General features: G+C 70.3%; 24 protein-coding genes. 20 read left to right on the top strand and 4 right to left on the bottom strand.

What is annotated here, in order from left to right; all coding sequences use genetic code 11:
- The first annotated feature begins 34 nt into the window (after positions 1-34).
- The 10 genes from iolC (at position 35) to EDF55_RS06740 (ending at position 10,924) form a co-directional block, all read left to right on the top strand.
- A complete protein-coding gene (iolC, locus tag EDF55_RS06785) occupies positions 35-1,027 on the top strand; it encodes a 5-dehydro-2-deoxygluconokinase (RefSeq protein WP_123654179.1) in 993 nt (330 codons plus the stop codon).
- Positions 1,020-1,964, top strand: a complete 945-nt coding sequence (locus tag EDF55_RS06780; protein WP_165931447.1) for a class I fructose-bisphosphate aldolase — start codon at positions 1,020-1,022, stop codon at positions 1,962-1,964. The genes iolC and EDF55_RS06780 overlap by 8 nt, the downstream gene beginning before the upstream one ends.
- Positions 1,961-3,472: a CoA-acylating methylmalonate-semialdehyde dehydrogenase gene (locus EDF55_RS06775; protein ID WP_123654178.1), complete on the top strand. Its 1,512-nt coding sequence runs from the start codon at positions 1,961-1,963 to the stop codon at positions 3,470-3,472. Before EDF55_RS06780 ends, EDF55_RS06775 begins: the two co-directional genes overlap by 4 nt.
- A 14-nt stretch (positions 3,473-3,486) precedes the next feature.
- Complete coding sequence (iolB, locus tag EDF55_RS06770) at positions 3,487-4,422, top strand: 5-deoxy-glucuronate isomerase (protein ID WP_123654177.1); 936 nt, start codon at positions 3,487-3,489, stop codon at positions 4,420-4,422.
- On the top strand, positions 4,419-6,323 hold the full coding sequence (gene iolD, locus EDF55_RS06765) for a 3D-(3,5/4)-trihydroxycyclohexane-1,2-dione acylhydrolase (decyclizing) (protein ID WP_123654176.1): 1,905 nt from the start codon (positions 4,419-4,421) through the stop codon (positions 6,321-6,323). Before iolB ends, iolD begins: the two co-directional genes overlap by 4 nt.
- A gap of 31 nt (positions 6,324-6,354) precedes the next feature.
- The gene (locus EDF55_RS06760; protein WP_123654175.1) at positions 6,355-7,308 is read left to right on the top strand and encodes a sugar phosphate isomerase/epimerase; all 954 of its coding nucleotides are present in this window, start codon (positions 6,355-6,357) and stop codon (positions 7,306-7,308) included.
- Positions 7,309-7,348: 40 nt separating this feature from the next.
- Entirely contained in the window at positions 7,349-8,401 is a 1,053-nt protein-coding gene (locus EDF55_RS06755) for a Gfo/Idh/MocA family protein (protein ID WP_123654174.1), read from the top strand.
- Positions 8,401-9,270, top strand: coding sequence for a sugar phosphate isomerase/epimerase (locus EDF55_RS06750; RefSeq protein WP_123654173.1), 870 nt, complete (start codon positions 8,401-8,403; stop codon positions 9,268-9,270). Before EDF55_RS06755 ends, EDF55_RS06750 begins: the two co-directional genes overlap by 1 nt.
- Positions 9,267-10,379 (top strand): transaldolase family protein, encoded by a 1,113-nt coding sequence (locus EDF55_RS06745; protein WP_221180730.1) that lies wholly within the window; start codon positions 9,267-9,269, stop codon positions 10,377-10,379. The genes EDF55_RS06750 and EDF55_RS06745 overlap by 4 nt, the downstream gene beginning before the upstream one ends.
- A gap of 137 nt (positions 10,380-10,516) precedes the next feature.
- The gene (locus EDF55_RS06740) at positions 10,517-10,924 is read left to right on the top strand and encodes a tautomerase family protein (RefSeq protein WP_123654172.1); all 408 of its coding nucleotides are present in this window, start codon (positions 10,517-10,519) and stop codon (positions 10,922-10,924) included.
- 18 nt (positions 10,925-10,942) lie between these two features.
- Here EDF55_RS06740 and EDF55_RS06735 read toward each other — a convergent pair whose 3' ends face one another.
- The 4 genes from EDF55_RS06735 to EDF55_RS06720 all read right to left on the bottom strand — a co-directional run bounded on the left by EDF55_RS06735 (position 10,943) and on the right by EDF55_RS06720 (position 13,532).
- The gene (locus tag EDF55_RS06735; protein WP_123654171.1) at positions 10,943-11,701 is read right to left on the bottom strand and encodes a GntR family transcriptional regulator; all 759 of its coding nucleotides are present in this window, start codon (positions 11,699-11,701) and stop codon (positions 10,943-10,945) included.
- Between the two features lie 80 nt (positions 11,702-11,781).
- Positions 11,782-12,258: an SRPBCC family protein gene (locus tag EDF55_RS06730; RefSeq protein ID WP_123654170.1), complete on the bottom strand. Its 477-nt coding sequence runs from the start codon at positions 12,256-12,258 to the stop codon at positions 11,782-11,784.
- 94 nt (positions 12,259-12,352) lie between these two features.
- The gene (locus EDF55_RS06725) at positions 12,353-12,988 is read right to left on the bottom strand and encodes an exonuclease domain-containing protein (protein WP_243698304.1); all 636 of its coding nucleotides are present in this window, start codon (positions 12,986-12,988) and stop codon (positions 12,353-12,355) included.
- Positions 12,989-13,070: 82 nt separating this feature from the next.
- Positions 13,071-13,532, bottom strand: coding sequence for a hypothetical protein (locus EDF55_RS06720; RefSeq protein WP_123654168.1), 462 nt, complete (start codon positions 13,530-13,532; stop codon positions 13,071-13,073).
- 29 nt (positions 13,533-13,561) lie between these two features.
- Between EDF55_RS06720 and EDF55_RS06715 the strand changes: the two genes are divergently transcribed.
- The 10 genes from EDF55_RS06715 (at position 13,562) to EDF55_RS06670 (ending at position 22,158) form a co-directional block, all read left to right on the top strand.
- Entirely contained in the window at positions 13,562-14,104 is a 543-nt protein-coding gene (locus EDF55_RS06715) for a hypothetical protein (RefSeq protein ID WP_123654167.1), read from the top strand.
- An 11-nt stretch (positions 14,105-14,115) separates the two neighbouring features.
- Positions 14,116-15,186 carry a redox-regulated ATPase YchF gene (gene ychF / locus EDF55_RS06710; RefSeq protein ID WP_123654166.1) on the top strand — a complete coding sequence of 357 codons (1,071 nt, stop codon included), beginning with the start codon at positions 14,116-14,118 and terminating at the stop codon, positions 15,184-15,186.
- A 16-nt stretch (positions 15,187-15,202) separates the two neighbouring features.
- On the top strand, positions 15,203-16,471 hold the full coding sequence (locus tag EDF55_RS06705) for a recombinase family protein (RefSeq protein ID WP_185017197.1): 1,269 nt from the start codon (positions 15,203-15,205) through the stop codon (positions 16,469-16,471).
- 195 nt (positions 16,472-16,666) lie between these two features.
- Entirely contained in the window at positions 16,667-17,011 is a 345-nt protein-coding gene (locus tag EDF55_RS06700) for a hypothetical protein (protein ID WP_123654164.1), read from the top strand.
- On the top strand, positions 17,008-17,274 hold the full coding sequence (locus EDF55_RS06695; protein WP_123654163.1) for a hypothetical protein: 267 nt from the start codon (positions 17,008-17,010) through the stop codon (positions 17,272-17,274). Before EDF55_RS06700 ends, EDF55_RS06695 begins: the two co-directional genes overlap by 4 nt.
- Entirely contained in the window at positions 17,271-18,533 is a 1,263-nt protein-coding gene (locus EDF55_RS06690; protein ID WP_123654162.1) for an AAA family ATPase, read from the top strand. Before EDF55_RS06695 ends, EDF55_RS06690 begins: the two co-directional genes overlap by 4 nt.
- A 355-nt stretch (positions 18,534-18,888) precedes the next feature.
- Positions 18,889-19,227, top strand: coding sequence for a hypothetical protein (locus tag EDF55_RS06685; RefSeq protein ID WP_123654161.1), 339 nt, complete (start codon positions 18,889-18,891; stop codon positions 19,225-19,227).
- Positions 19,224-19,526, top strand: a complete 303-nt coding sequence (locus tag EDF55_RS06680) for a hypothetical protein (RefSeq protein ID WP_123654160.1) — start codon at positions 19,224-19,226, stop codon at positions 19,524-19,526. Before EDF55_RS06685 ends, EDF55_RS06680 begins: the two co-directional genes overlap by 4 nt.
- 185 nt (positions 19,527-19,711) lie before the next feature.
- Positions 19,712-21,028, top strand: coding sequence for a hypothetical protein (locus EDF55_RS06675; RefSeq protein WP_123654159.1), 1,317 nt, complete (start codon positions 19,712-19,714; stop codon positions 21,026-21,028).
- 104 nt (positions 21,029-21,132) lie between these two features.
- A complete protein-coding gene (locus EDF55_RS06670; protein WP_123654158.1) occupies positions 21,133-22,158 on the top strand; it encodes a phage portal protein in 1,026 nt (341 codons plus the stop codon).
- Position 22,159 lies beyond the last annotated feature (1 nt).

The raw sequence follows: 22,159 nt of genomic DNA, 5'->3' as shown, positions 1-22,159 counted from the left end.
CCGATGAAGCCGCACGGAAGGTCCCTCACGTCGCATGACGAACGAAGCTCCCCACGCCTACGACGTGATCACGATGGGTCGCGTGAGCGTCGACATCTACCCCCAGCAGACGGGCCCGCTCGAGGACGTCGCGACGTTCTCGAAGTCCGTCGGGGGCAGCGCCACGAACGTCGCCATCGCCGCAGCCCGGCACGGCGCCGACGCCGCCGTCATCACCCGCACGGGCAACGACCCGTTCGGTCGGTACATCGCCCGCACGCTCCCGGAGTTCGGCGTCGCCAACGCGTTCATCGACACCGTCGAGGGGCTGAACACCCCCGTCGCCTTCTGCGAGATCTTCCCGCCGGACGACTTCCCGCTCTACTTCTACCGGGCCCCGAAGGCGCCGGACCTGATGATCACCGCGAAGTCCCTCCCGCTGCACGAGATCGAGCGCGCGAAGGTGTTCTGGACCACGGTGACCGGCCTCAGCGAGGAGCCGAGCCGCAGCGCGCACCACGTCGCCTTCCAGGCGCGGACCGAGGCGAAGGCCCCGACAGCCCTCCACACCGTCCTCGACCTGGACTACCGCTCGATGTTCTGGTCCTCGCCGGCAGCCGCGACGCGTGAGGTGGCGGTCGCCCTCGACCACGCCACCGTCGCCGTGGGCAACCGCGAGGAGTGCGAGGTCGCCGTCGGGGAGACCGACCCGGTCCGCGCGGCCGACGCCCTGCTCGAGCGCGGCGTCGAGATCGCCATCGTCAAGCAGGGGCCGAAGGGCGTCCTCGCGAAGACCCGGGACGAGTTCGTCGAGCTCCGCCCGCACCACATCGACGTCGTCAACGGGCTCGGCTCGGGCGACGGCTTCGGCGGGGCACTCACCCACGGCCTGCTGCAGGGCTGGGGCCTCGAGCGGATCCTCGCCTTCGCGAACGCGGCCGGTGCCATCGTCGCCACGCGGTTCGAGTGCTCGACGGCGATGCCGACGAGCGACGAGATCGAGACGTTCCTGCAGGAGAACCCGACGGAAGAGGCCATCCATGCCTGAGATCAGCCACGCTGACTTCGCCCGGCTGCGCGATGTCCGCGCCGCCCACCCGGAGCGGGTGCAGGCCGCGCTCGACGGTCGTCGCAAGCGCGACCTGCTCGCCGACGACGGCAAGCTCTTCATCGTCGCCGCCGACCACCCGGCACGCGGTGCCCTGGCCGTGCGGGACGACGAGTCCGCGATGGCGGACCGGTACGACCTGCTCGAACGGCTCGTGGTCGCCGTCAGCCGCCCCGGCGTGGACGGGGTGCTCGGCACGCCGGACATCCTCGAGGACCTGGCGCTCCTCGGTGCGCTCGACGACAAGGTCGTCGTGGGCTCGATGAACCGCGGCGGGCTCCGCGGGGCGTCGTTCGAGATGGACGACCGCTACACCGCGTACTCGGCGCGCTCGATCAAGGACGCCGGCCTCGACTTCGCCAAGCTCCTCGTGCGGATCAACCTCGCCGATGCCGGCACGGCACCGACGCTCGAGGCGACGGCGCGGGCGGTCACCGAGGCGGCGGCGAACGGCCTGCCGATCATGCTCGAGCCCTTCATGTCCACGTGGCGGGACGGCAAGGTCGTGAACGACCTGACCGCCGATGCCGTGATCACCTCGATGGCCATCGCCGCGGGCCTCGGCGAGACCAGCGCCTACAGCTGGCTGAAGATCCCCGTCGTCGACGACATGGAGCGGGTGATGGCGGCGACGACGCTGCCGACGCTCCTGCTCGGCGGCGACCCGTCGAGCAAGCCGCTCGAGACGTACGCGAAGTGGGCGGACGCGCTGGCCCTGCCCGGCGTCCGCGGCCTCGTCGTCGGCCGCACCCTGCTGTACCCGCCGGACGGGGACGTCGCCGCCGCGGTGGACGTCGCCGCGGGCCTCGTCCACACCGGCACGAGCACCCACCACGAAGACGTGACCACCACCACTCTCGAAGGAACCAACGCATGACCATCTCGGACACCGTCACCACGACGATCGGCCACTGGATCGACGGCAAGCGCGTCGAGTCCACCTCGGGCAACACCGCCCCGGTCTACGACCCGGCGATCGGCGTCGCCACGAAGCAGGTCGCCCTCGCGAACGAGGACGAGATCCAGGCGGCGATCGCCAGCGCGAAGGCGGCGTTCCCGGCGTGGGGCAACCTCTCGCTCGCCAAGCGCCAGCAGATCCTCTTCGCCTTCCGCGAGATCCTGAACCGCGACAAGGCCGAGCTCGCCGAGATCATCACGAGCGAGCACGGCAAGGTCATCGACGACGCGCTCGGCGAGATCGCCCGCGGGCAGGAAGTGGTCGAGCTCGCGACGAGCATCCCGCAGCTGCTCAAGGGCGAGTTCAGCGACCAGGTCTCGACCGGCATCGACGTGTACTCGATCCGTCAGCCGCTCGGTGTCGTCGGCATCATCAGCCCGTTCAACTTCCCGGCGATGGTCCCGCTGTGGTTCCTGCCGATCGCGATCGCGGCGGGCAACACCGTGGTGCTGAAGCCGAGCGAGAAGGACCCGAGCGCCGCCATCTGGCTCGCTGAGAAGTTCAAGGAAGCCGGGCTCCCGGACGGCGTCTTCAACGTGCTGAACGGCGACAAGGCCTCCGTCGACGGGCTCCTCACGAGCCCGGACGTCGAGTCGATCTCGTTCGTCGGCTCGACCCCGATCGCGCAGTACGTCTACGAGACCGGAACCAAGCACGGCAAGCGCGTGCAGGCCCTCGGCGGCGCGAAGAACCACATGCTCGTGCTGCCGGACGCCGACCTCGACCTCGTCGCGGACAACGCCATCAACGCGGGCTTCGGCTCCGCCGGTGAGCGCTGCATGGCGATCTCCGTCGTGGTCGCCGTCGAGCCCGTCGCCGACGAGCTCATCGAGAAGATCACGGAGCGCGCGGCCACGCTGCGCATCGGCGACGGTCGTCGCGGGTGCGACATGGGCCCGCTCGTCACGAAGCAGCACCGCGACAAGGTCGCCTCCTACATCGAGGTCGCCGAGCAGGACGGCGCGGTGGTCGTCGTCGACGGCCGCGACGTGCAGCCCGACGGTGACGAGAACGGCTTCTGGCTCGGCCCGACGCTGATCGACCAGGTACCGACCACCAGCCGCGTCTACACCGAGGAGATCTTCGGCCCGGTGCTGTCGATCGTCCGCGTGGCGACCTACGAAGAGGGCCTCGAGCTCATCAACAGCGGCGCGTTCGGCAACGGCACCGCGATCTTCACCAACGACGGTGGCGCCGCCCGCCGCTTCCAGCGCGACGTGCAGGTCGGCATGATCGGCATCAACGTGCCGATCCCGGTCCCGGTCGCGTACTACTCGTTCGGCGGCTGGAAGAACTCGCTGTTCGGCGACCACAAGGCGTACGGCGCCGACGGCGTGAGCTTCTTCACCCGCCAGAAGGCGATCACGAGCCGCTGGCTGGACCCGTCGCACGGGGGCATCAACCTCGGCTTCCCGTCGAACAACTGACCCGGACGAAGGCGATGACGCAGGAACAGCAGCAGCAGGACTCCTGGTTCGTCCCGCGGGGCACCCGCCCCGACGCGGGCTGGACCGACGTGGTCGACGGTCGCATCGAGGGGTGGGCGCACACCGGTCTCCGGACCGGGACGCTGACCGACGGAAGCTCGCTCGAGCTGAACGCCGACGCCGTGGAACGCATCGTCGTGCCGCTGGCCGGCAGCTTCACGGTCACGTACGGCGGCGGCGAGCAGACCCACGGCGGCGGCGTGCAAGCGCTCGAAGGACGCGCCAGCGTCTTCGACGGTCCGACCGACGTCCTCTACCTGGGATCCGGGACGGAGGCACGGATCACCGGAGCAGGTCGCGTGGCGGTCGCGGAAGCGCCCACCGACACGGTCAAGCCCACCACGTACCTGCCCCGGCAGGACGTGCCCGTGGAGCTCCGCGGCGCCGGCCAGTCGAGCCGCCAGGTGCACAACTTCGGCACCCCGGCAGCACTCGACGCGGTCAAGTTCATCGTGTGTGAGGTGATCACGCCGGCCGGCAACTGGTCGTCGTACCCGCCCCACAAGCACGACACGAACGTGCCGGGGGAGGAGTCGAACCTCGAGGAGATCTACTACTACGAGTCCGCGGTGACCCGCGGTGCGGAAGGGGTGGCACCGGAGACCGCCGACCCGTTCGCGCTGCACCGGACCTACGCCTCGGACGACCGCGCGATCGACGAGTTCCGCGAGGTCCGCACCGGCGACATCGCCCTGGTGCCGTACGGCTGGCACGGTCCGGCCGTCGCGGCCCCTGGCTACGACATGTACTACCTCAACGTGATGGCCGGGCCGGATCCGGAGCGCGTCTGGAACATCACCGACGACCCCGCCCACGGCTGGGTCCGCCAGGTGTGGGCGAGCGAGACGCTCGACCCGCGCCTGCCGTACGGCAAGGAGGAAGTCCGATGACGACCACGCGTCGGATGACGGTCGGCCAGGCACTCGTCGAGTTCCTCGCCAACCAGTGGACCGTCGACGGCGACGTCCGCGAACGGACGATCCCGGGGATCTTCGGGATCTTCGGGCACGGCAACGTCGCGGGTCTCGGACAGGCGATCAAGCAGCTCCACGTCGAGCAGCCCGGTCTCCTGCCGTACCACCAGGCCCGCAACGAGCAGGCGATGGTGCACGAGGCCGTCGGATTCGCGCGCATGCACCGCCGCCGTGCGACCTTCGCCTCGACGGCGTCGGTCGGGCCCGGTGCCGCGAACATGCTCACCGCGGCCGCCCTCGCGACCACGAACCGCCTGCCGGCGCTGCTCCTGCCGTCCGACACCTTCGCGACGCGCACCACCGACCCGGTGCTGCAGCAGATCGAGATGCCGCACGACACCTCGATCCAGGTCACGGACGCGTTCCGCCCGCTGTCCCGCTACTTCGACCGCGTCGAGCGTCCGGAGCAGCTGTTCTCGATCGCGCTCGCCGCGATGCGCGTGCTCACCGACCCGGCGGAGACCGGCGCGGTGACGATCGCGTTGCCGGAGGACGTGCAGGCGGAGGAGTTCGACGTCCCCGTCGCGTTCCTGCAGCCGCGGGAGTGGCACATCCGTCGTCCGCTGCCGGAGCACGGACCCCTGGCCCGTGCGGTCGCGGCGATCCGGGACGCGAAGCGCCCGGTGATCGTCGCCGGTGGCGGGGTCCTCTACGCGGACGCTGCTCCCGAGCTCGCCGCGTTCGTCGAGGCGACCGGCATCCCGGTCGGCACCTCGCAGGCGGGTGGCGGCTCGCTCACGTGGGACCACCCGCAGTACCTCGGCGGCATCGGTGCGACCGGCACGGCCGCCGCGAACGCGATCGCCGCCTCCGCAGACGTGGTGATCGGGATCGGCACCCGGTACAGCGACTTCACGACGGCGTCGCGGACCGCGTTCCAGGACCCGGACGTCACGTTCGTCAACGTGAACGTGGCCGCGTTCGACGCGTACAAGCACGGCACGCAGCTGCCGCTGGTCGCCGACGCCCGGGAGGCCCTGGTCGCGTTGACCGCGTCGCTCGCGGACCCGGCGTTCACCGTGGACGCGGAGTACGCCGCGGAGATCGCGTCGCGGAAGCAGGACTGGGACGCCCTGGTGGACGCCGCGTTCGCGCCGTCCGGCAACGCCCTGCCCGGCCAGCCGGAGATCATCGGCGCGGTGCAGGAGGTCTCCGACCCGCGTGACGTCGTGATCCAGACCGCGGGCTCGCTGCCCGGCGACCTGCACAAGCTGTGGCGCGTGCGGGACGAGCTCGGCTACCACGTCGAGTACGCGTTCTCGTGCATGGGCTACGAGATCGCCGGTGGCATCGGCGTCCGCCGTGGCGCCCCCGACCGGGACGCGATCGTGATGGTCGGCGACGGCTCCTACCTGATGCTGCACACCGAGCTCGTCACGGCCGTGGCCGAGGGCATCAAGATCATCGTCGTGCTCATCCAGAACCACGGCTACGCGTCGATCGGGCACCTGTCCGAGACCGTCGGGTCCGAGCGCTTCGGCACGAAGTACCGCTACCTCGACGAGACCGAGTCCTTCGAGAACGGCGAGCCGCTGCCCGTCGACCTGGCGGCGAACGCGCGCTCCTACGGCGTCGACGTGATCGAGGTCCAGCCCGGGCCCGACGCCATCGAGGACCTCAAGGCCGCGGTGTGCCAGGCGAAGGCGAACGACCACACCACGCTCGTGCACGTCAACTCGGACCCGCTCGTCTACGCCCCCGACGGCGCCGGCTGGTGGGACGTCCCGGTCGCGCAGACCTCGACGCTGCCGAGTACCCAGGCCGCCCGCACCGCCTACGAGCAGCAGGTCGCGAACCAGCGGCCCCTGCTCGGCTGACCCCTCCGACACAGAAAGCGACAGCGACGTCATGACCGACACCGCCACCCCCATCGGCAATCCCTCGACGGACGCAGCGCCGGCCTCCATCCGGATCGGCACCGCGCCGGACTCGTGGGGCGTCTGGTTTCCCGACGACCCGAAGCAGGTCCCGTGGCAGCGCTTCCTCGACGAGGCGGCCGCGGCGGGCTACCAGTGGATCGAGCTCGGCCCGTACGGGTACCTGCCGACCGACCCCGCCCAGCTCTCCGACGAGCTCGAGTCCCGCGGGCTCAAGCTCTCGGCAGGCACGGTCTTCACCGGGTTCCACAAGGGCGAGGACCAGTTCCAGCGCGCGTGGGACCAGGCCGTGGCGGTCGCCGGCCTCGCGTCGAAGCTCGGCGCGGAACACCTCGTGACGATCCCGGACCTCTGGCGCTCCGATGCGACGGAGGAAGTGCTCGAGTCGCGCACGCTGACCGACGAGCAGTGGGAGCGCCTCGGCAAGGGACACGACCAGCTCGGCAAGGCGCTGCTCGAGGAGTACGGCGTCCACCAGCAGTTCCACACGCACGCGGACAGCCACGTCGGGACGTACAAGGAGACGGTGCGCTTCCTCGAGGTCACGAACCCCGAGTACACGAACCTCTGCCTCGACACCGGGCACTTCGCCTACTACGGCGGTGACAACCTCAAGCTGATCGCGGAGCACCCCGAGCGCATCGGCTACCTGCACCTCAAGCAGGTGGACACCGACCTGCTCTTCGACGTGCTGAAGAACGACGTGCCGTTCGCCACCGCGGTGTCCCAGGGCATCATGACCGAGCCCCCGCACGGCGTCCCCGCGCTCGCGCCGATCATCGAGGCGGTCGCGGCGATCAACCCGGACGTCTTCGGCATCGTCGAGCAGGACATGTACGGCTGCTCGGTCGACGCCCCCGGCCCGATCGCCGACCGCACCTTCCAGCACATCCTCGGTTCGACGTCCGCAGCCCGCGCGTCCTGACCCGTCCACCAGCAGCAGTCCACCACCGCAGGAGCACACCATGAGCACCACTGACAACCTCCGCGTCGCCGTCGTCGGCGCGGGCGCGATGGGCAGCGACCACATCCGTCGCATCACCTCGACCATCGCCGGCGCCGACGTCGTCGCGATCGTCGACCCGGACACCGCGCGCGCCACGGCCGCCGCGGCGAAGGCCCCCGGTGCGATCACCGCCCCCTCCTTCGAGGAAGCGCTCGACGCCACCGGGATCGACGCCGTCATCGTCGCGACGCCGGGCTTCCTGCACGAGCCGGTCCTGGTGCCGGCGCTCGAGCGCGGCCTCGCCGTCCTCTGTGAGAAGCCCCTCACGACGAGCGCCGAGGACTCCCTCCGCATCGTGGAGCTCGAGCAGGCCACGGCGGACCGCCCGAAGATCCAGGTCGGTTTCATGCGCCGCTTCGACAAGGGCTACCAGGAGCTCAAGGCGCTCCGCGAGTCCGGGTCGAACGGGGCCCTCCTCGCGCTGCACCACGCGCACCGGAACCCGACGACGCCGCCGAACTTCAGCGAGTCGATGCTCATCCACGACTCGGTGATCCACGAGATCGACATCATCCCGTTCATCACCGGCGAGGCGATCACGAGCGTGGAGGTCAAGAAGCCGCGGAAGAACTCCCTGGCCCCGGCCGACCTGCCCGAGCCGCAGTTCGTCCTGTTCACCACCGAGTCCGGCACCATGGCGATCGTCGAGATCAACGTGAACGCCCAGTTCGGCTACCAGGTGACGACCGACGCCGTCTTCGAGTCCGGCGTGGCGTACATCGGGCGGGAGACCTCGCTGAACCTCGTGTCGCAGGGGGTCTCCGGCCAGGGCGTGACCCCGTCGTTCGTCGAGCGGTTCGGTGCGGCCTACGACGAAGAGGTCCAGCGCTGGGTGGACGCCGCGAAGCAGGGCGGCATCGACGGCCCGAGCGCCTGGGACGGCTACACGGCATCCGTCGTGGCCGAGGTCGCGGTCCGTGCGCAGCAGTCCGGCGCACTCGAGTCCGTCACCTACGCCACCGCGAAGCCGGCGTTCTACGACGCCGGTGCGAACGCACTCGCGGGGGCCTGATGCCGAAGATCGCCCTCGACCCGACCCCGTTCCACCACGACCTGTCGCTGCTGGAGTTCCCGCAGAAGGTCGCGGACCTCGGCTACGAGTACCTCCAGCTCACCCCGCACAAGGACTTCATCCCGTTCTTCCGCCACCCGAAGGCCGACGACGACCTCGTCGACGCCTTCGCCGCGGCGTGCACGGACGCCGGGGTCCAGGTGGCGAGCGTCCTGCCGGTGCTCCGCTGGTCGGGCCCCGACCGCGAGACCCGCGAGACCGCGGTCAAGCAGTGGAAGCGCGTCATCGAGATCACGAAGCGCCTCGGTGTGGACACGATCAACACCGAGTTCTCCGGCCGCCCCGAGCGTGCCGAGGAGTCCGAGGCGCAGTTCTACTGGGCCATGGAGGAGCTCCTGCCGATCATCGAGGACGCCGACCTCCGCGTGCTGATCGACCCGCACCCGGACGACTTCGTCGAGGACGGCCTCGAAGCGCTCCGCGTCATCCGCGGGCTGAACTCGAAGCACGTCGGCTTCGTCTACGTCGCGTGCCACACCTTCCACTACGGCGGGGACATGGACGCGATCATCGACGCCGCCGGCGACTCGCTCCAGCTGGTCCACGTCGCCGACGCCTTCGACCACAACCGGTCGCACGGCCTCCGGTACATCACCAACCCGCCGGGCAACGCCGTGCGTGTCCACCAGCACCTCCCGGTGGGCCAGGGCGACGTCGACTTCGACCGGTTCTGGGCCGCGCTCGACCGCGTGGGGTTCACCGCGCGTGAGGACACGGTCGCCGTGTCGAGCGTCTTCGCCGAGGACGAGAACGCCGACGAGGTCTCGCGCTTCCAGCTCGACACGATCACGAAGGGACTGCACCGATGACGAACACCCTCGACACACCGGTCACCACCGAGACCGACGCCCGCCCGGTCACCCGCCAGGCGGCGGAGCAGACCCCGACCGCGCTGTGGAACGACTCCGCCGACCCGCGCGAGCTCGCCACCGCGATCACCGAGTACGGAGCCGTCGGCGCCACCTGCAACCCGGTCATCGCCTACACCTGCATCAAGCAGGACCCGGAGACCTGGGTGCCGCGGATCCGGCAGATCGCAGCCGAGCACCCGACCGCGGGGGAGTCCTGGATCGGCTGGAAGGCCGTCGAGGAGCTCTCGATCGCCGCGGCCGCACAGCTGCTGCCCGCGTTCGAGGCGTCGGGTGGGCGGAACGGCCGGCTCTCGATGCAGACCGACCCGCGCTTCCACCGCGACCAGGACGCACTGGTCGAGCAGGCGGTGCGGTTCTCCGGGCTCGCGCCGAACATCATCGTGAAGATCCCCGCGACGAAGACCGGCATCGCCGCGATCGAGGAAGCGGCCTACCGCGGTGTCTCGATCAACGCGACGGTGTCGTTCTCGGTCGCCCAGGTCGTCGCCGTCGGAGAGGCCATCGAGCGCGCGCTCGACCGTCGCGCCGCCGACGGCCTGCCGGAGCAGGAGTTCGGCCACGTGGTGACGCTGATGGCGGGTCGCCTCGACGACTGGCTGAAGACGGTCGTCAAGCGCGACCACGTCATGATCGACCCCGGGTACCTCGAGTGGGCCGGCGTCGCGGCGGTGAAGAACGCGTACCGGGTCTTCCGGGAGCGCGGCTTCCGATCCCGTGTGCTCGTCGCCGCGTTCCGCAACGCCCTGCAGTGGTCCGAGTTCCAGGGCGGCGACCTCGTGGTCTCCCCGCCCTTCCAGTGGTCGAGGGACATCAACGCGAACGCGTTCCCGTTCCGGCCGGACGCGATCGACGACGAGGTCCCGGCGCACGTGCTCGACGCGCTGCGGAAGGCGACGCCGGAGTTCGCCCGCGGCTACGACGTCGACGGCATGATCATCGACGAGTTCGAGCGGTTCGGCGCGACCGTGACGACGCTCCGCCAGTTCCTGGACGCCGATGCGCAGCTCGACGCGCTGGTGCGCGACATCATCGTGCCGGCCGTCTAGGCAGCGCGCGTCCGACGCGACACCCCACCGGCCTGGAGGCTCGGTGCCAGCTGGCACCGAGCCTCCAGGCCGTCGTGGTGCCGCCGGCCGATCCATGTTAGTTTGTCAGGACAAAGTCCCGAACTGCAGGAGGCACCATGCCGCTCGTCCGTATCGACCTCGCCACCGGGCGCAGCCCGGAAGCCGTCCGCGCCGTCGCGGACGCGATCCACACCGCCATCGTCGACGTCTACGGGATCCCGCTGCGCGACCGGTTCCAGATCATCACCGAGCACCCTGCGCAGCAGATCATCGCCGAGGACGCGGGGCTCGGGTTCGAGCGCACCGATGGCGTCGTGATGATCCAGGTGTTCACGCAGCGCGGCCGGACCGACGAGGCGAAGACCACGCTCTACGCGGCGATCCACGACGCGCTCGCCGGGATCGGCGTCGCATCGGAGGACGTCTTCATCGGCTACGTCGAGAACGGCCCGCAGGACTGGTCGTTCGGCTTCGGGCGTGCGCAGTACGTCACCGGCGAGCTCGGGGTGCCCGCACTGGCGTGAGGCGCAGCGGACGACGGCCTACTTGTCGACGAGCGTGACCTCGAACGAGTAGCGGTCCGGGCGGTAGCAGTGCACGCCGTACTCGACCGCTCGGCCCGAGGCGTCGTAGGCGGTGCGGCTCATCGTCAGGACCGGGTCGCCGTCCTCGATCTCGAGGAGACCGGCCTCTTCGTCGGTGACCGCCCGTGCGCCGATCCGCTGCTTCGCGACGCGCATCGTCACGCCGCGGGCACGCAGCAGCTGGTAGAGCCCGTGCGCCTGCAGGTCGGCTTCCGTGATGTCGAGGAACTCCGGCGGCAGGTAGTTCTCGAGGATGGCCATCGGCACGTCCTCGGCGAACCGGACCCGGCGGATGTGTGCGACGGTCGTCCCCGGCTCGACACTGAGCGCCTCGGCCACGACGTCCGGCGCCGGCACGTCGTTCCGTTCCAGGAGCGTCGTCGCCGGCTTCTGCGCACCCTGCGCCAGGTCGTCGTAGAGGCTCGTGAGCTCGACCTTGCGCGTCACCGGGCCGTGCACGACCTGCGTGCCGATGCCGCGGCGGCGGACGAGCAGGCCCTTGTCGACCAGGTCCTGGATCGCGCGTCGGATCGTCGGGCGGGACAGGCCGAGCCGTTCACCGAGGGCGATCTCGTTCTCGAGGCGGGCGCCGGGAGGCATCGCGCCGGAGCGGATCGACTCCTCGATGCGCGACGCGACCTGGAAGTAGAGGGGCATCGGGCCCGACCGGTCCAGGTCCATGAACAGGTCGGACGGCAGCTGGCCTTCGTTGGTCATCTGGGTCCTTCAGGAGGTGCGGGTGCACGGCATCGGTGCCGCGTGGGATTGTCGTGACAATACCATCGGCGTCCGTTCCGTCAGCGCTCCACCGCCGCCTTGAGCTTCGCGAGCCCCTTCTCGAAGTCGCCGCCGAGGAACTTGTCCATGTTGACGAAGACGCCCATCACGCGGGACATCAGGTTCTGCGGGCTCGTCATCGACCAGACGAGGCGTGTGGCCGCATCCGCGTGGTCGGCATCGCTCACGTCCGTCAACCGGAACGCGACCGCGCTGGACGACGTGAACGGTGCGGTGAACTGCAGGTCGACGTCGACCTCTGCCGGGGCGACCTTCGTGATCGCCATCGAACCGGCACCGGCCTTGCGGTTGCCCTTCCACGCGTACGTGGACCCGACCGTGCCCGGGGTGCCGCCGTACTCGCGCTGCAGGGCCGGGTCCTGCCCCTCCCACGGCGACCACTCCACCCAGCGGTGCAGGTCCGCGAGGTACGGGACGATCTCGGACGGGCGCGCGGCGATGACCGTCTCGCGCTGGATCGTGCTGGGGGTCGCCATGCGGTGAGCGTAGCGCTGTGGCGGCCCGACCGGGGGGTCCGTCGGTCGGTCCGGTCCGGTCAGGCCCGGTCCGGCCTGGTTCGGTCCGGCCTGGTCAGTCCGCGAAGATCATCGGGCGGTTCGAGAGCCGGGGCTGGTTCGCCGCCTTCGGCTTCTCGGCACGGATCCGCACCGGGTTGATCGTCACCCGTGTCGCTGCGCCGAGCGCTTCGACCGTGTCCGCGGCGTGCCGTCCGGCAGCGTGGATCACGATCGCCGCGCATGCTTCGGCGTCGGCCGCGGCGTCGTGGTGCTGGAAGCCCTCGAAGCCGGCGGCCATCGCCGCGACCGGCAGCCGGTACGAGTCGAGCGTGTAGGTCCGCCGGGCGACCTGCAGCGAGCACATCGAGTGGTGCTCGGAGAGCTCGATGCCGGTCGCCGAGCAGCCGCCCGCGATCACGCCCATGTCGAACCGGGCGTTGTGCGCCACCAGGACGTCGCCCTCGGCGAACGCGACGAGGTCGGGGTACTGCTGCTCCCACGTCTTCGCGCGGACCACGTCCTCGGCGACGATGCCGTGGATGCGGGTGTTCCACTCGAGGAAGGCGTCGTGCCCGAACGGCGGTCGGATGAACCACGACGCCCGTTCGACGACCTTGCCGGCCCGGACCTTGACGAGTCCGACCGAGCACGCACTGGCGGGCGAGCTGTTCGCGGTCTCGAAGTCGATCGCGGTGAAGTTCAACGGCACGGAACCGATCGTCGCACGGGGTGCCGACATCGTCGGAACGCGGGACGGCGTTGCGCCGGCGCGAGCTCCTCGACGGCGCGGTTCAGCGGCGTCGGGACCGCCGGGAGCCGCGACGGCGTCGTGCGGTGATGCGCCACGTCGCCGTCCGGCGTGCCCGCTGCTCCGCCCAGTACGGGTCGAGGAGGGTCCCGACGAGCTCGAACGCGACCGCTGCGACGTCGAGACGCCAGCGGAGCGGGACGCTCTGGACGTGTGCGGTGAACGCCGTGGCGAAGTCGGCGGTGGTCGGCGGGAACGCGAAGTCGACCGGGAGCGTCACGAGTCGGTGCCGGTCCTCGTCGTCGTGGTCGATCGACGCGTCCTCCGGGTCGTACTCGACGAGGACGTCGGCTTCGAGTTGCGCGAGGACGTCGTGCAAGTCCTCGAGTTCTCGCGGGGGCAACGCCCTGAGCGCGTCGATCGTGTCGGAGGTGAAGTACCGCCGCTGTCCTCGGGCATCGTGCCCCATCGAGTGCACGCCGAGCCGATCGCGTTCGAACCACATGCAGCCAGGCTGCCACGTACGGTTGGGACATGGGGAACGAGACCGTGCGACGCCCACTCGTGCTGCTGCTCCAGGGCGCCGGGTACGGACAGCAGGCGCCGCTGTTGTGGTGGTCCCGGAAGATCGCGGCCGACGCCGGATGCGAGGTCATCGCGCCGACCTGGACCGTGGACGAGGCTGCGTCGAGTGCACCCGTCGCGTTCGTCGAGACGGCCGTCCGGTCGGCGATCGGCGAACGCGCGCCCGACCTCGTCATCGCCAAGTCGTTCGGGTGCTTCGCGCTGCCCTGGGCAGTGCGACACGGAGTGCGCGGCGTGTGGCTGACGCCGGTGCTCACGAACGACGACGTGGTCGCCGCGCTGGCGACCGCACCGGACACGCACGTGGCGATCGGGGGGTCGGACGACGGCATGTGGCGGCCGGAACGCGTCTCGCGGACGGCTGCGAGCCTCCAGACCGTCGCCGGCGCCGACCACTCGCTCGAGGTGACCGGTGGGTGGCGCGCATCGCAGCGGGCCCAGGCCGAGGTCTTCGCGACGGTCGCGGCAGCCGTCCGGGCCCTCCACCGTTAGGCTCTACTCCCGTGGCTCTCACCATCGGAATCGTCGGTCTCCCGAACGTCGGCAAGTCGACCCTGTTCAACGCCCTCACCAAGAACCAGGTCCTGGCGGCGAACTACCCGTTCGCCACCATCGAGCCGAACATCGGTGTCGTCAACCTGCCCGACTCGCGGCTCGACCAGCTCGCGACGCTGTTCAACTCGGAGAAGACCGTGCCGGCGCCGGTGTCGTTCGTCGACATCGCGGGCATCGTCAAGGGTGCGAGCGAGGGCGAGGGGCTCGGCAACAAGTTCCTCGCCAACATCCGCGAAGCCGACGCCATCGCGCAGGTCGTCCGCGGGTTCGCCGACGACGACGTCGTGCACGTGGCGAACAAGGTCTCGCCATCCGACGACCTCGAGGTCATCAACACCGAGCTGATCCTCGCCGACATCGAGACCATCGACAAGGCGCTCCCGCGCTACGAGAAGACCGTGAAGCTGAAGCAGGCCGAGCCGATCGTGCTCGAGACCGCTCGCGAAGCGCGCGCCGCCCTGGAGCAGGGCACACTGCTCTCCGCGACCAAGATCGACCTGTCGCCGATCGCCGAGCTCGGCCTCCTCAGTGCGAAGCCGTTCATCTTCGTCTTCAACGTCGACGAGGCGATCCTCACCGACGAGGCACGCAAGGGCGAGCTGTCCGCACTCGTCGCCCCGGCGCAGGCGGTGTTCCTCGACGCGAAGATCGAGTCCGAGCTCATCGACCTCGACCCCGAGGACGCCGCAGAGCTGCTCGAGTCGACCGGCCAGACCGAGTCGGGGCTCGACCAGCTCGCACGCATCGGGTTCGACACCCTCGGACTGCAGACCTACCTCACCGCCGGGCCGAAGGAAGCGCGCGCGTGGACCATCGGCAAGGGCTGGAAGGCTCCCCAGGCTGCCGGCGTCATCCACACCGACTTCGAGAAGGGCTTCATCAAGGCGGAGGTCATCTCCTTCGCCGACCTGATGGAGGCCGGGTCGATCGCCGAGGCGCGTGCGCACGGCAAGGCCCGCATCGAGGGCAAGGACTACGTCATGCAGGACGGCGACGTGGTGGAGTTCCGTCACAGCTAGACCTATTGTCGGAGCTGTGAAGCGCGCAGCTCTGTACCTCCGTCAGTCCAAGTCCAGCGAGGCCGGCATCGACCGGCAGCGCGAGCGCACGCGGCAGCTGGCCGAGGACCGCGGCTGGACCGTGGTGGGCGAGTACGAGGACAACGACGTCAGCGCGAGCAAGGCGCGGGGCGCCGGCACGGCGTGGGGCCGGATGCTCGCGGATGCGACGGCAGGGGTGTTCGACGTCGTCGTGGCGCTCGACCTCGACCGGCTCCTCCGGACGACCCGGGACCTGAACGTCCTGATCGACACCGGGGCGAAAGTGATCACGGTCGACGGCGAGCTGAACCTGACGACCGCCGACGGCGAGTTCCGGGCGACCATGCTCGCGTCGATCGCGCGTTTCGAGGTCCGCCGCAAGGGCGAGCGCCAGACCCGGGCGAACGCGCAGCGCGCCGCGGGCGGGGGAGTGCCGAAGGGCGTCCGCCTGACCGGCTACGCGACGGACGGCTCGGTCGTGGAGGACGAGGGCCGCGTCGTGCGCGCGCTCTTCGAGGGCTTCGCTGCCGGGGACACGCTCCGCTCGCTCTCGCGCGAGCACGACCGCACGCCCTCGACAGTCCGGACGATCCTGACGAACCCGCGCTACGCGGGGCGCCGGGTCTACAAGGGTGAGGTCGTCGGCACGGGCTCGTGGGACGCGATCGTGGACGGCGCGACCTTCGACCTCGTGCAGCGCCGCCTCGCGGACCCGCGCCGGCAGACGAACCGCACCGGCTCGACCGCGCGGAAGGCGCTCGGCACGAGCCTCTTCCGGTGCGAGTGCGGCGGGACCGTCCGTACCGCGGGCTCCGGGGGCCGGTACTGGTGCCCCTCGTGCGGCCTCGTGCGGACGATGGCACCCGTGGACGACTTCGTGCTCCGCGTCCTCCAGCGCCGCCTCCAGCAGCCCGATGCCGAGCGTCCGGCCGACGACGCGGCACCGCTCCACGAGGAGGCGCGCTCGCTCCGTGAGCGCCGGGACGGGCTGGCCTCGCTCCTCGCTCGCGGGCTCATGGGGCTCGACGCCGTCGAGGAGCAGGCCTCCGCGCTGACCGTTCAGATCGAGGACGTGGAGCGCCGCATCGACGCCGCGGCCGGCCCCTCGCGGGTGCTCGCGGAGTCCGGCGCCGCGGACGTCGCCGGCCTCTCGCTCGACCGGCAGCGGGCGCTGATCGACGCGCTCCTGGTCGTGACGCTGCACCGCGGGGTGCGCGGACGGCGCGGGTTCGACCCCGACACGGTCACGCTCGAGTGGCGCTGATCTGTACTACAAAAGTGCTACATATTGGCTATAGACAGTCTGCTAGCAGTCATGCTTAGCTAGTCACCAGCGGGAACATCCCGCACCGCGTCAGGCGAAGAATCCGACCCGCGTAAGGCCCACCGTCAGGGGACTGGGCAGCGGAAGGCACGGTTCGCAAACCGACGGTTCGACCTCATTCGAGGAGAACCGACCTTGACCGAAACCACCATGACCGCGCCGCAGGTCGCGTCCCGCCGCCTGGGCGGGTTGCGCCGATCCGGCGGCAGCGCCGAGAAGATCGCAGCCGCGCAGCGCGAGCTGGCCGAAGCGAAGATCACCGCTGCCATCGAGCGCGCCGTGGCCGACGCCCCGCCGCTCACGAGCGAGCAGCGCGACCGCCTCCACCGCATCATCGACGGCGCGCAGCCGACCGTGCTTCACGTCTCCGACGAGCTTCGTGACCGCATGGCCGACTGGGCCGACGACGTGGCGCCCGTCCTCGCAGAAGCCGACGCCGTGCAGGCGGAGTTCGCAGCCGCGAAGGCGGCGACCCGATGACCGCCGAGCGCCCTGAGGGCTGGACCGCCGAGCAGGAGGCCGGCTGGCAGGCGCTGTGCGAGGACGTCGACACCGACGTGTTCGTGCACGGCTACGTGCCGGCAGGTGGCGAGCGCGACTTCGAGGAGTGGCGCCGTCGCCCGCTGACCCCGATGGAGCTGGACTGCCTGAGCAGCCGGCACCCGGGCAGCTACGCCGAGCGCTTCGAGCCCGTGCTGGCCGGTCACGACGTGTGGTCGCCCGACGACGAGGACAGGACATGACGCTGATGAGCAACGAGTGGGACGTCGAGGACTCAGGAGCCGAGGACCACTACGGCTCGATCGAGATTGACCTGAGCGCGTTCGAGAACGCGACGGTCGAGGACTTCGTGCAGCCGGCGCAGCGCCCGCCGCGGCCGGCGACGACGATCCTCGACCTGTACGACGAGATGACCCCGGCCGAGCGGAAGGCGCAGCCGGCCTCGTTCTGGGACGCGCTCCGCGCCGAAAACGCCCGGGTCGAGGCGTGGGACAACGAGTCCTACGGCACGGGCCGGACGACGGTCGCGACGGCCGAGGAGGGCAGCGACGAGCCCACGCCCATGTTCATCGAGCTGACCGACATCGACACCAGCGACCCCGTGCTCGCGACGGTGGGCGCTCGTGTGGACGGCCCGGGGCTCCTGTACGCCGGGGCGGTGAACGGCCTGATCGGTGACCCGGAGCAGGGCAAGAGCCTCGTGGCCGTCGCGCTCGCGCTCCAGACCGTGCACGCGGACGAGGACCGGGGCGTCGTGTGGCTCGACCTCGACCACAACGGGGCGCGTGCGTTCCGCGGCCGGCTTGACTCGTTCGGCGCGACGAAGCTCGACCTCCTGGGGTTCAGCTTCGCGCAGCCCGAGGACAGCGAGGGCGTGCTGGCGCTCGTGGAGTACGTGGTGGCGCACGCCGACGACTACTCGCTCTTCGTGATCGACTCGATCGGTGAGCTTCTGCCGATGTTCGGCGCCAGCTCGGACAGCGCCGACGAGTACACGAAGGTGAACCGGCAGGTCGCGGCCCGGGTCGCGAAGGCCGGGATCGCGGTGCTCACGATCGACCACCTGGCGAAGGGCGCCGACTCTCGAGCCTTCGGTGGCACGGGCACCGTGGCGAAGAAACGGGCGGTCGACGGCGCGCTCTACCGCGTGGAGGCGACCACGCCCTTCGCCCCGACCACGGGCGGCACGGCGACGCTTCGGCTCCTGAAGGACCGGCACGGCTCCGTGCGTGACCTCGCATCCGCGACGTCGGCAGGCGTGCGCGAGCCCGTCGTGACCTCGTTCGTGATCGACGCGGCGGACGGCTCGTGGCACTTCGCGGTGCCGGGGCAGACCCTGACCCCGGACCAGATGAAGTCGCTCCGGGTGAGCGCCGACGCGCAGCTCCTCGACGGCCTGACCCCGCCGCCGACCTCGCAGCGGGACGTGCAGACCCGCATGAAGTGGGGCAGCGACCGAGCCCTCGACGCCCTTCGAGAGTGGCGGTCGAGCCGTGATTGACCAGTGCTCCGGGAGCGCTCCTCAGTGCTCCTCAGGAGCAGGCCCGGGAGTGCTCCTGTGCTCCTCCGACCCTAAGGGAGGAGGAGCACGGAGCACCCGGGAGAGCAGGGCAAGAGCAGGTGTCGAGGCAGGCCGTGCTCCTGGCCCCTCAGGACCGAAGCGACCACCGCTGTGCGGCGAGTGCGGCGTGCGGTTCGTGTGGTTCGAGGAGCAGGGGCTGTGCGGTCGATGCGGCGAGGAGCCGGTCGGCTGCACCGTGCAGGGCTGCACGCGGCGGCACGAGGCGCACGGGCTGTGCGCGCTCCACTACAAGCGACAGGTGCGAACGGGCACCGCAGACGAGAGGTAGGACGACATGGCGATCGTGACGATCAAGCTGGCAGCAGCGCTGACCGACGAGCTGGGCGGTGTGCCGGACGGACTGGCGACGGCGATCCGGCCGCTCCTCGCAGCGCAGCGGGACCAGTTCGTGGCGGCGTGGAACAACGCCAGCGACGAGGCGCGGCAGCGGCCCGCTGACCAGTGGGTGCTCCGCGAGGAGGACCGCGACGTGTTCACCCGGTTCCAGGCCGCGATGCTCGCGGGCACGGAGCCCGGGGACACGGTGGTCGTGGAGCCGGACCCGGAGCCCGTGGTCGAGCCCGTGGAGGACAGCGGGCAGGAGCCGGACAGCGGGGCGGTGAGCGAGCCGTGAGCCGGCACCACGAGAAGTGGCGCAACGGCGAGGGCAAGCGTCAGCGTGCACGGCTGGAGCGCACGCTGCCGGCGCCGTGCTGCCGGTGCGGGCTGCCGGTCCGCAGCGGTGACGAGTGGGAGGCGGACCACCTCGTGTCCCTGGTCGGGTGGCCCGAGCACCAGCCCTACCCCGACCACCTGATCAAGCCCGCGCACAAGAGCTGCAACCGCCGAGCCGGTGGCAAGGACGGCGCGAAGATCACGAACAACCGACGACGGGCGAAGTCCGACGCGACGAAAGGGATTCGACCGTGGTGACCGCAGGTTTTGAGAATGACGTGACTCCTCTCGCTCGGCGTCTCCAGGATTTCCTCCCGGAGAGCTGGGACCAGATCCGAGACAGTGGGATTCGCCCGCTGTACGTGTCGAATCTCTCGGACGACGCGGAAGGACGAGCGGAGTTCCTGGAGGGCGCCGAGCTTCTGGGTCTACGTGAGACGGGGATGACCCTGCACCCGCAGCAGCTCATGATTGCGGACGTCGTGAACAGCGGCGAGGAGACCGTCGTGGTCGAGGTCCCGCGTCGATCGAGCAAGACGACCTCGATCCTCGCGACGCTCCTCGGACGCTGCCTCCGGCGCCGCCGCTACAAGGTGACCTTCTCGGCGCAGTCGGGCACGAAGTCCGCCGAGTTCTTCCGCGAGTGGATCGCGGACCTGGAGCTGCACCAGGGCGGCACGCCTCAGGACCAGTGGCCGTTCACCGTGCGCAAGCAGACGGGCTCCATGCAGCTCACGTTCCGCAACGGGTCCGTGTTCCGCATGCTGAACACTCCCACGGCGAAGGCGCTCCGCGGTGGGGCCGCTGACGTCGTGTGGTTCGACGAGGCGCAGGAGTTCGACGCGGAGCTGAGCGCGGAGCTGAAGGCCGGCGCCCTGCCGCTCATGGACACCCGGGACGACGCGCAGCTGATCCTCTCCGGCACGGCCGGTGAGTTCCGCGCCGGGTGGCTCTGGGACACGCTGGAGCAGGGCCGCAACGGTGACGCCGGGGTCGCGATCCTCGAGTACGCCGCTCCGGACGGCACGACGAACGAGGACATCAACGACGAGGCCCTGTGGTGCCGCGTGCACCCGGGCATCGGAACGCTGACGACCCTGGAGAAGATGCGCTCCCGTCGTGGGGCCTTCGCGGACCCGGAGTGGTCCCGCGAGTACATGGGGCTCTGGCCGGTGTCCGCAGACAGCGCCGTGATCCCCTCGCACGTCTGGGAGGCCGCAGCGGTCGCACGGCTGCCGTACCCGCAGTCCGTGGCCTTCGGGTTCGACGTGAGCCCGAACGGCAGCTCCGCGGCGATCGTTGCCGCGTGGCGGGTCGACGGGGTCGCGTACGTCGAGCTGATCGCGCACGAGCCCGGATCGACGTGGGTCCGGGACCGGATCGCGGCCCTCGCGACGAAGTACAAGGCGCCCGTCGGCTTCGATCCGATCGGGACGAACAAGGTGGTTCAGGAGGAGCTACAGCGCGCCCGCTCGGCTGCGAAGAGCCGGCTCCGCCCTGTCGAGCGCGGCGGGGTGTCGCCCTCGTGCGTCACGTTCCTCCGCGACCTGGAGGACGGCAAGCTGCACCACTTCGGGCAGGAGGGGCTGACGGCTGCCGCAGCGTTCGCCGCGAAGCGCGTGTGGGGCGACGGGACCTCGTGGGCGTGGGGCCGAGTCGCGAGCGGCGGGGACATCACGCCGCTCGTGGCCGCGACGATGGCGCTCCGGGCCTACGACCAGTCCGCGAGCCGACCGAAGCTACACGCGATCGTGATGTGACGGAATGCGTGGTACTAATGCACTACAAATGCCGAAGGAAGTAGCACAAAAGTAATACACCAAAGACGCTCTACAACATGTAGAAATGCCGTAGTATCCGGCTCGTGGGTATTCGCACTGCATTCCGTCTCGCGCAGTCGGGCGTGCGCGTTGACGGGATCGCGAGCCCCTACACGCCGAATCAGCTCCAGGGCATCGTGCTCGGCGACATCTTCGAGGGCATCGAGTTCCCGCTGACCCGGGCCGAAGCGATGCGGGTGCCGGCCGTGGCGAAGGCGCGGAACCTCCTCGCGCCGACCATCGGCCGGCAGCCGCTCGTCGCGCTCGACAAGAACGGGCCGGTCGCCTCGCAGCCGGCATGGCTCTACCGCACCGACCAGGACCTCACGAGCGTCCAGTGGATGTGGACCTACATCGTGGACGACCTGATCTTCTACGGTGCCGCGCTCCTCGCAGTCGTGCGCGGCAGCGACGGGTTCCCGATCACGATGGACCGGATCAGCCCGGATCGGTGGACCGTCACGAACGGCACGATCCTCGTGGACGAGAAGCCGGTGGACGAGCGCACCGTGGTCTACATCCCCGGCGTCACGGACGCGCTCCTCGACGTCGGCTCCCGCTCGATCCGGCAGGCCCGCGACATCGAGGACGCCGTCGCCGGCCGCGCCCGCGTTCCGAACCCGACCGCCGTGATCAAGCAGACCGACGCCGACGCGAACCTCGACCAGGACGAAGTCCGGAAGATCATCGAGAACTACGCGACGAACCGGCGCAGCCCCGACGGAACGGTGACGTTCCTGCCGTACGGGCTCGACCTGACGCTCCCCGGGACGCAGGAGACGGACTTCGCGATTCAGGCGCGCAACGCCTCGCGCACCGACATCGGTGCCTTCGTGGGTATCCCGTCCTCCGTCATGGACGCGAGCCTCGCGACCGCCTCGCTGACGTACTCGACGGCGGAAGGCAACCGGAACAGCTTCTACGACCAGTCGCTCCCGATCTACGCAGGCCCGATCGAGCACCGCCTGTCCCTGGACGACGTCGTGCCCCGCGGGCAGCGCGTCCGCTTCGACTTCACGCAGCTCTACGCGGCGCTGCCGAACCCGACTGACACTCCCACGGAGGACTGAC

Origin of the sequence: Curtobacterium sp. ZW137 (assembly GCF_003762905.1) — a bacterium.
Lineage (GTDB): Bacteria > Actinomycetota > Actinomycetes > Actinomycetales > Microbacteriaceae > Curtobacterium.
Note: the sequence above shows the minus strand (reverse complement) of the source record. Positions and strands in the feature narration are given on the sequence as shown.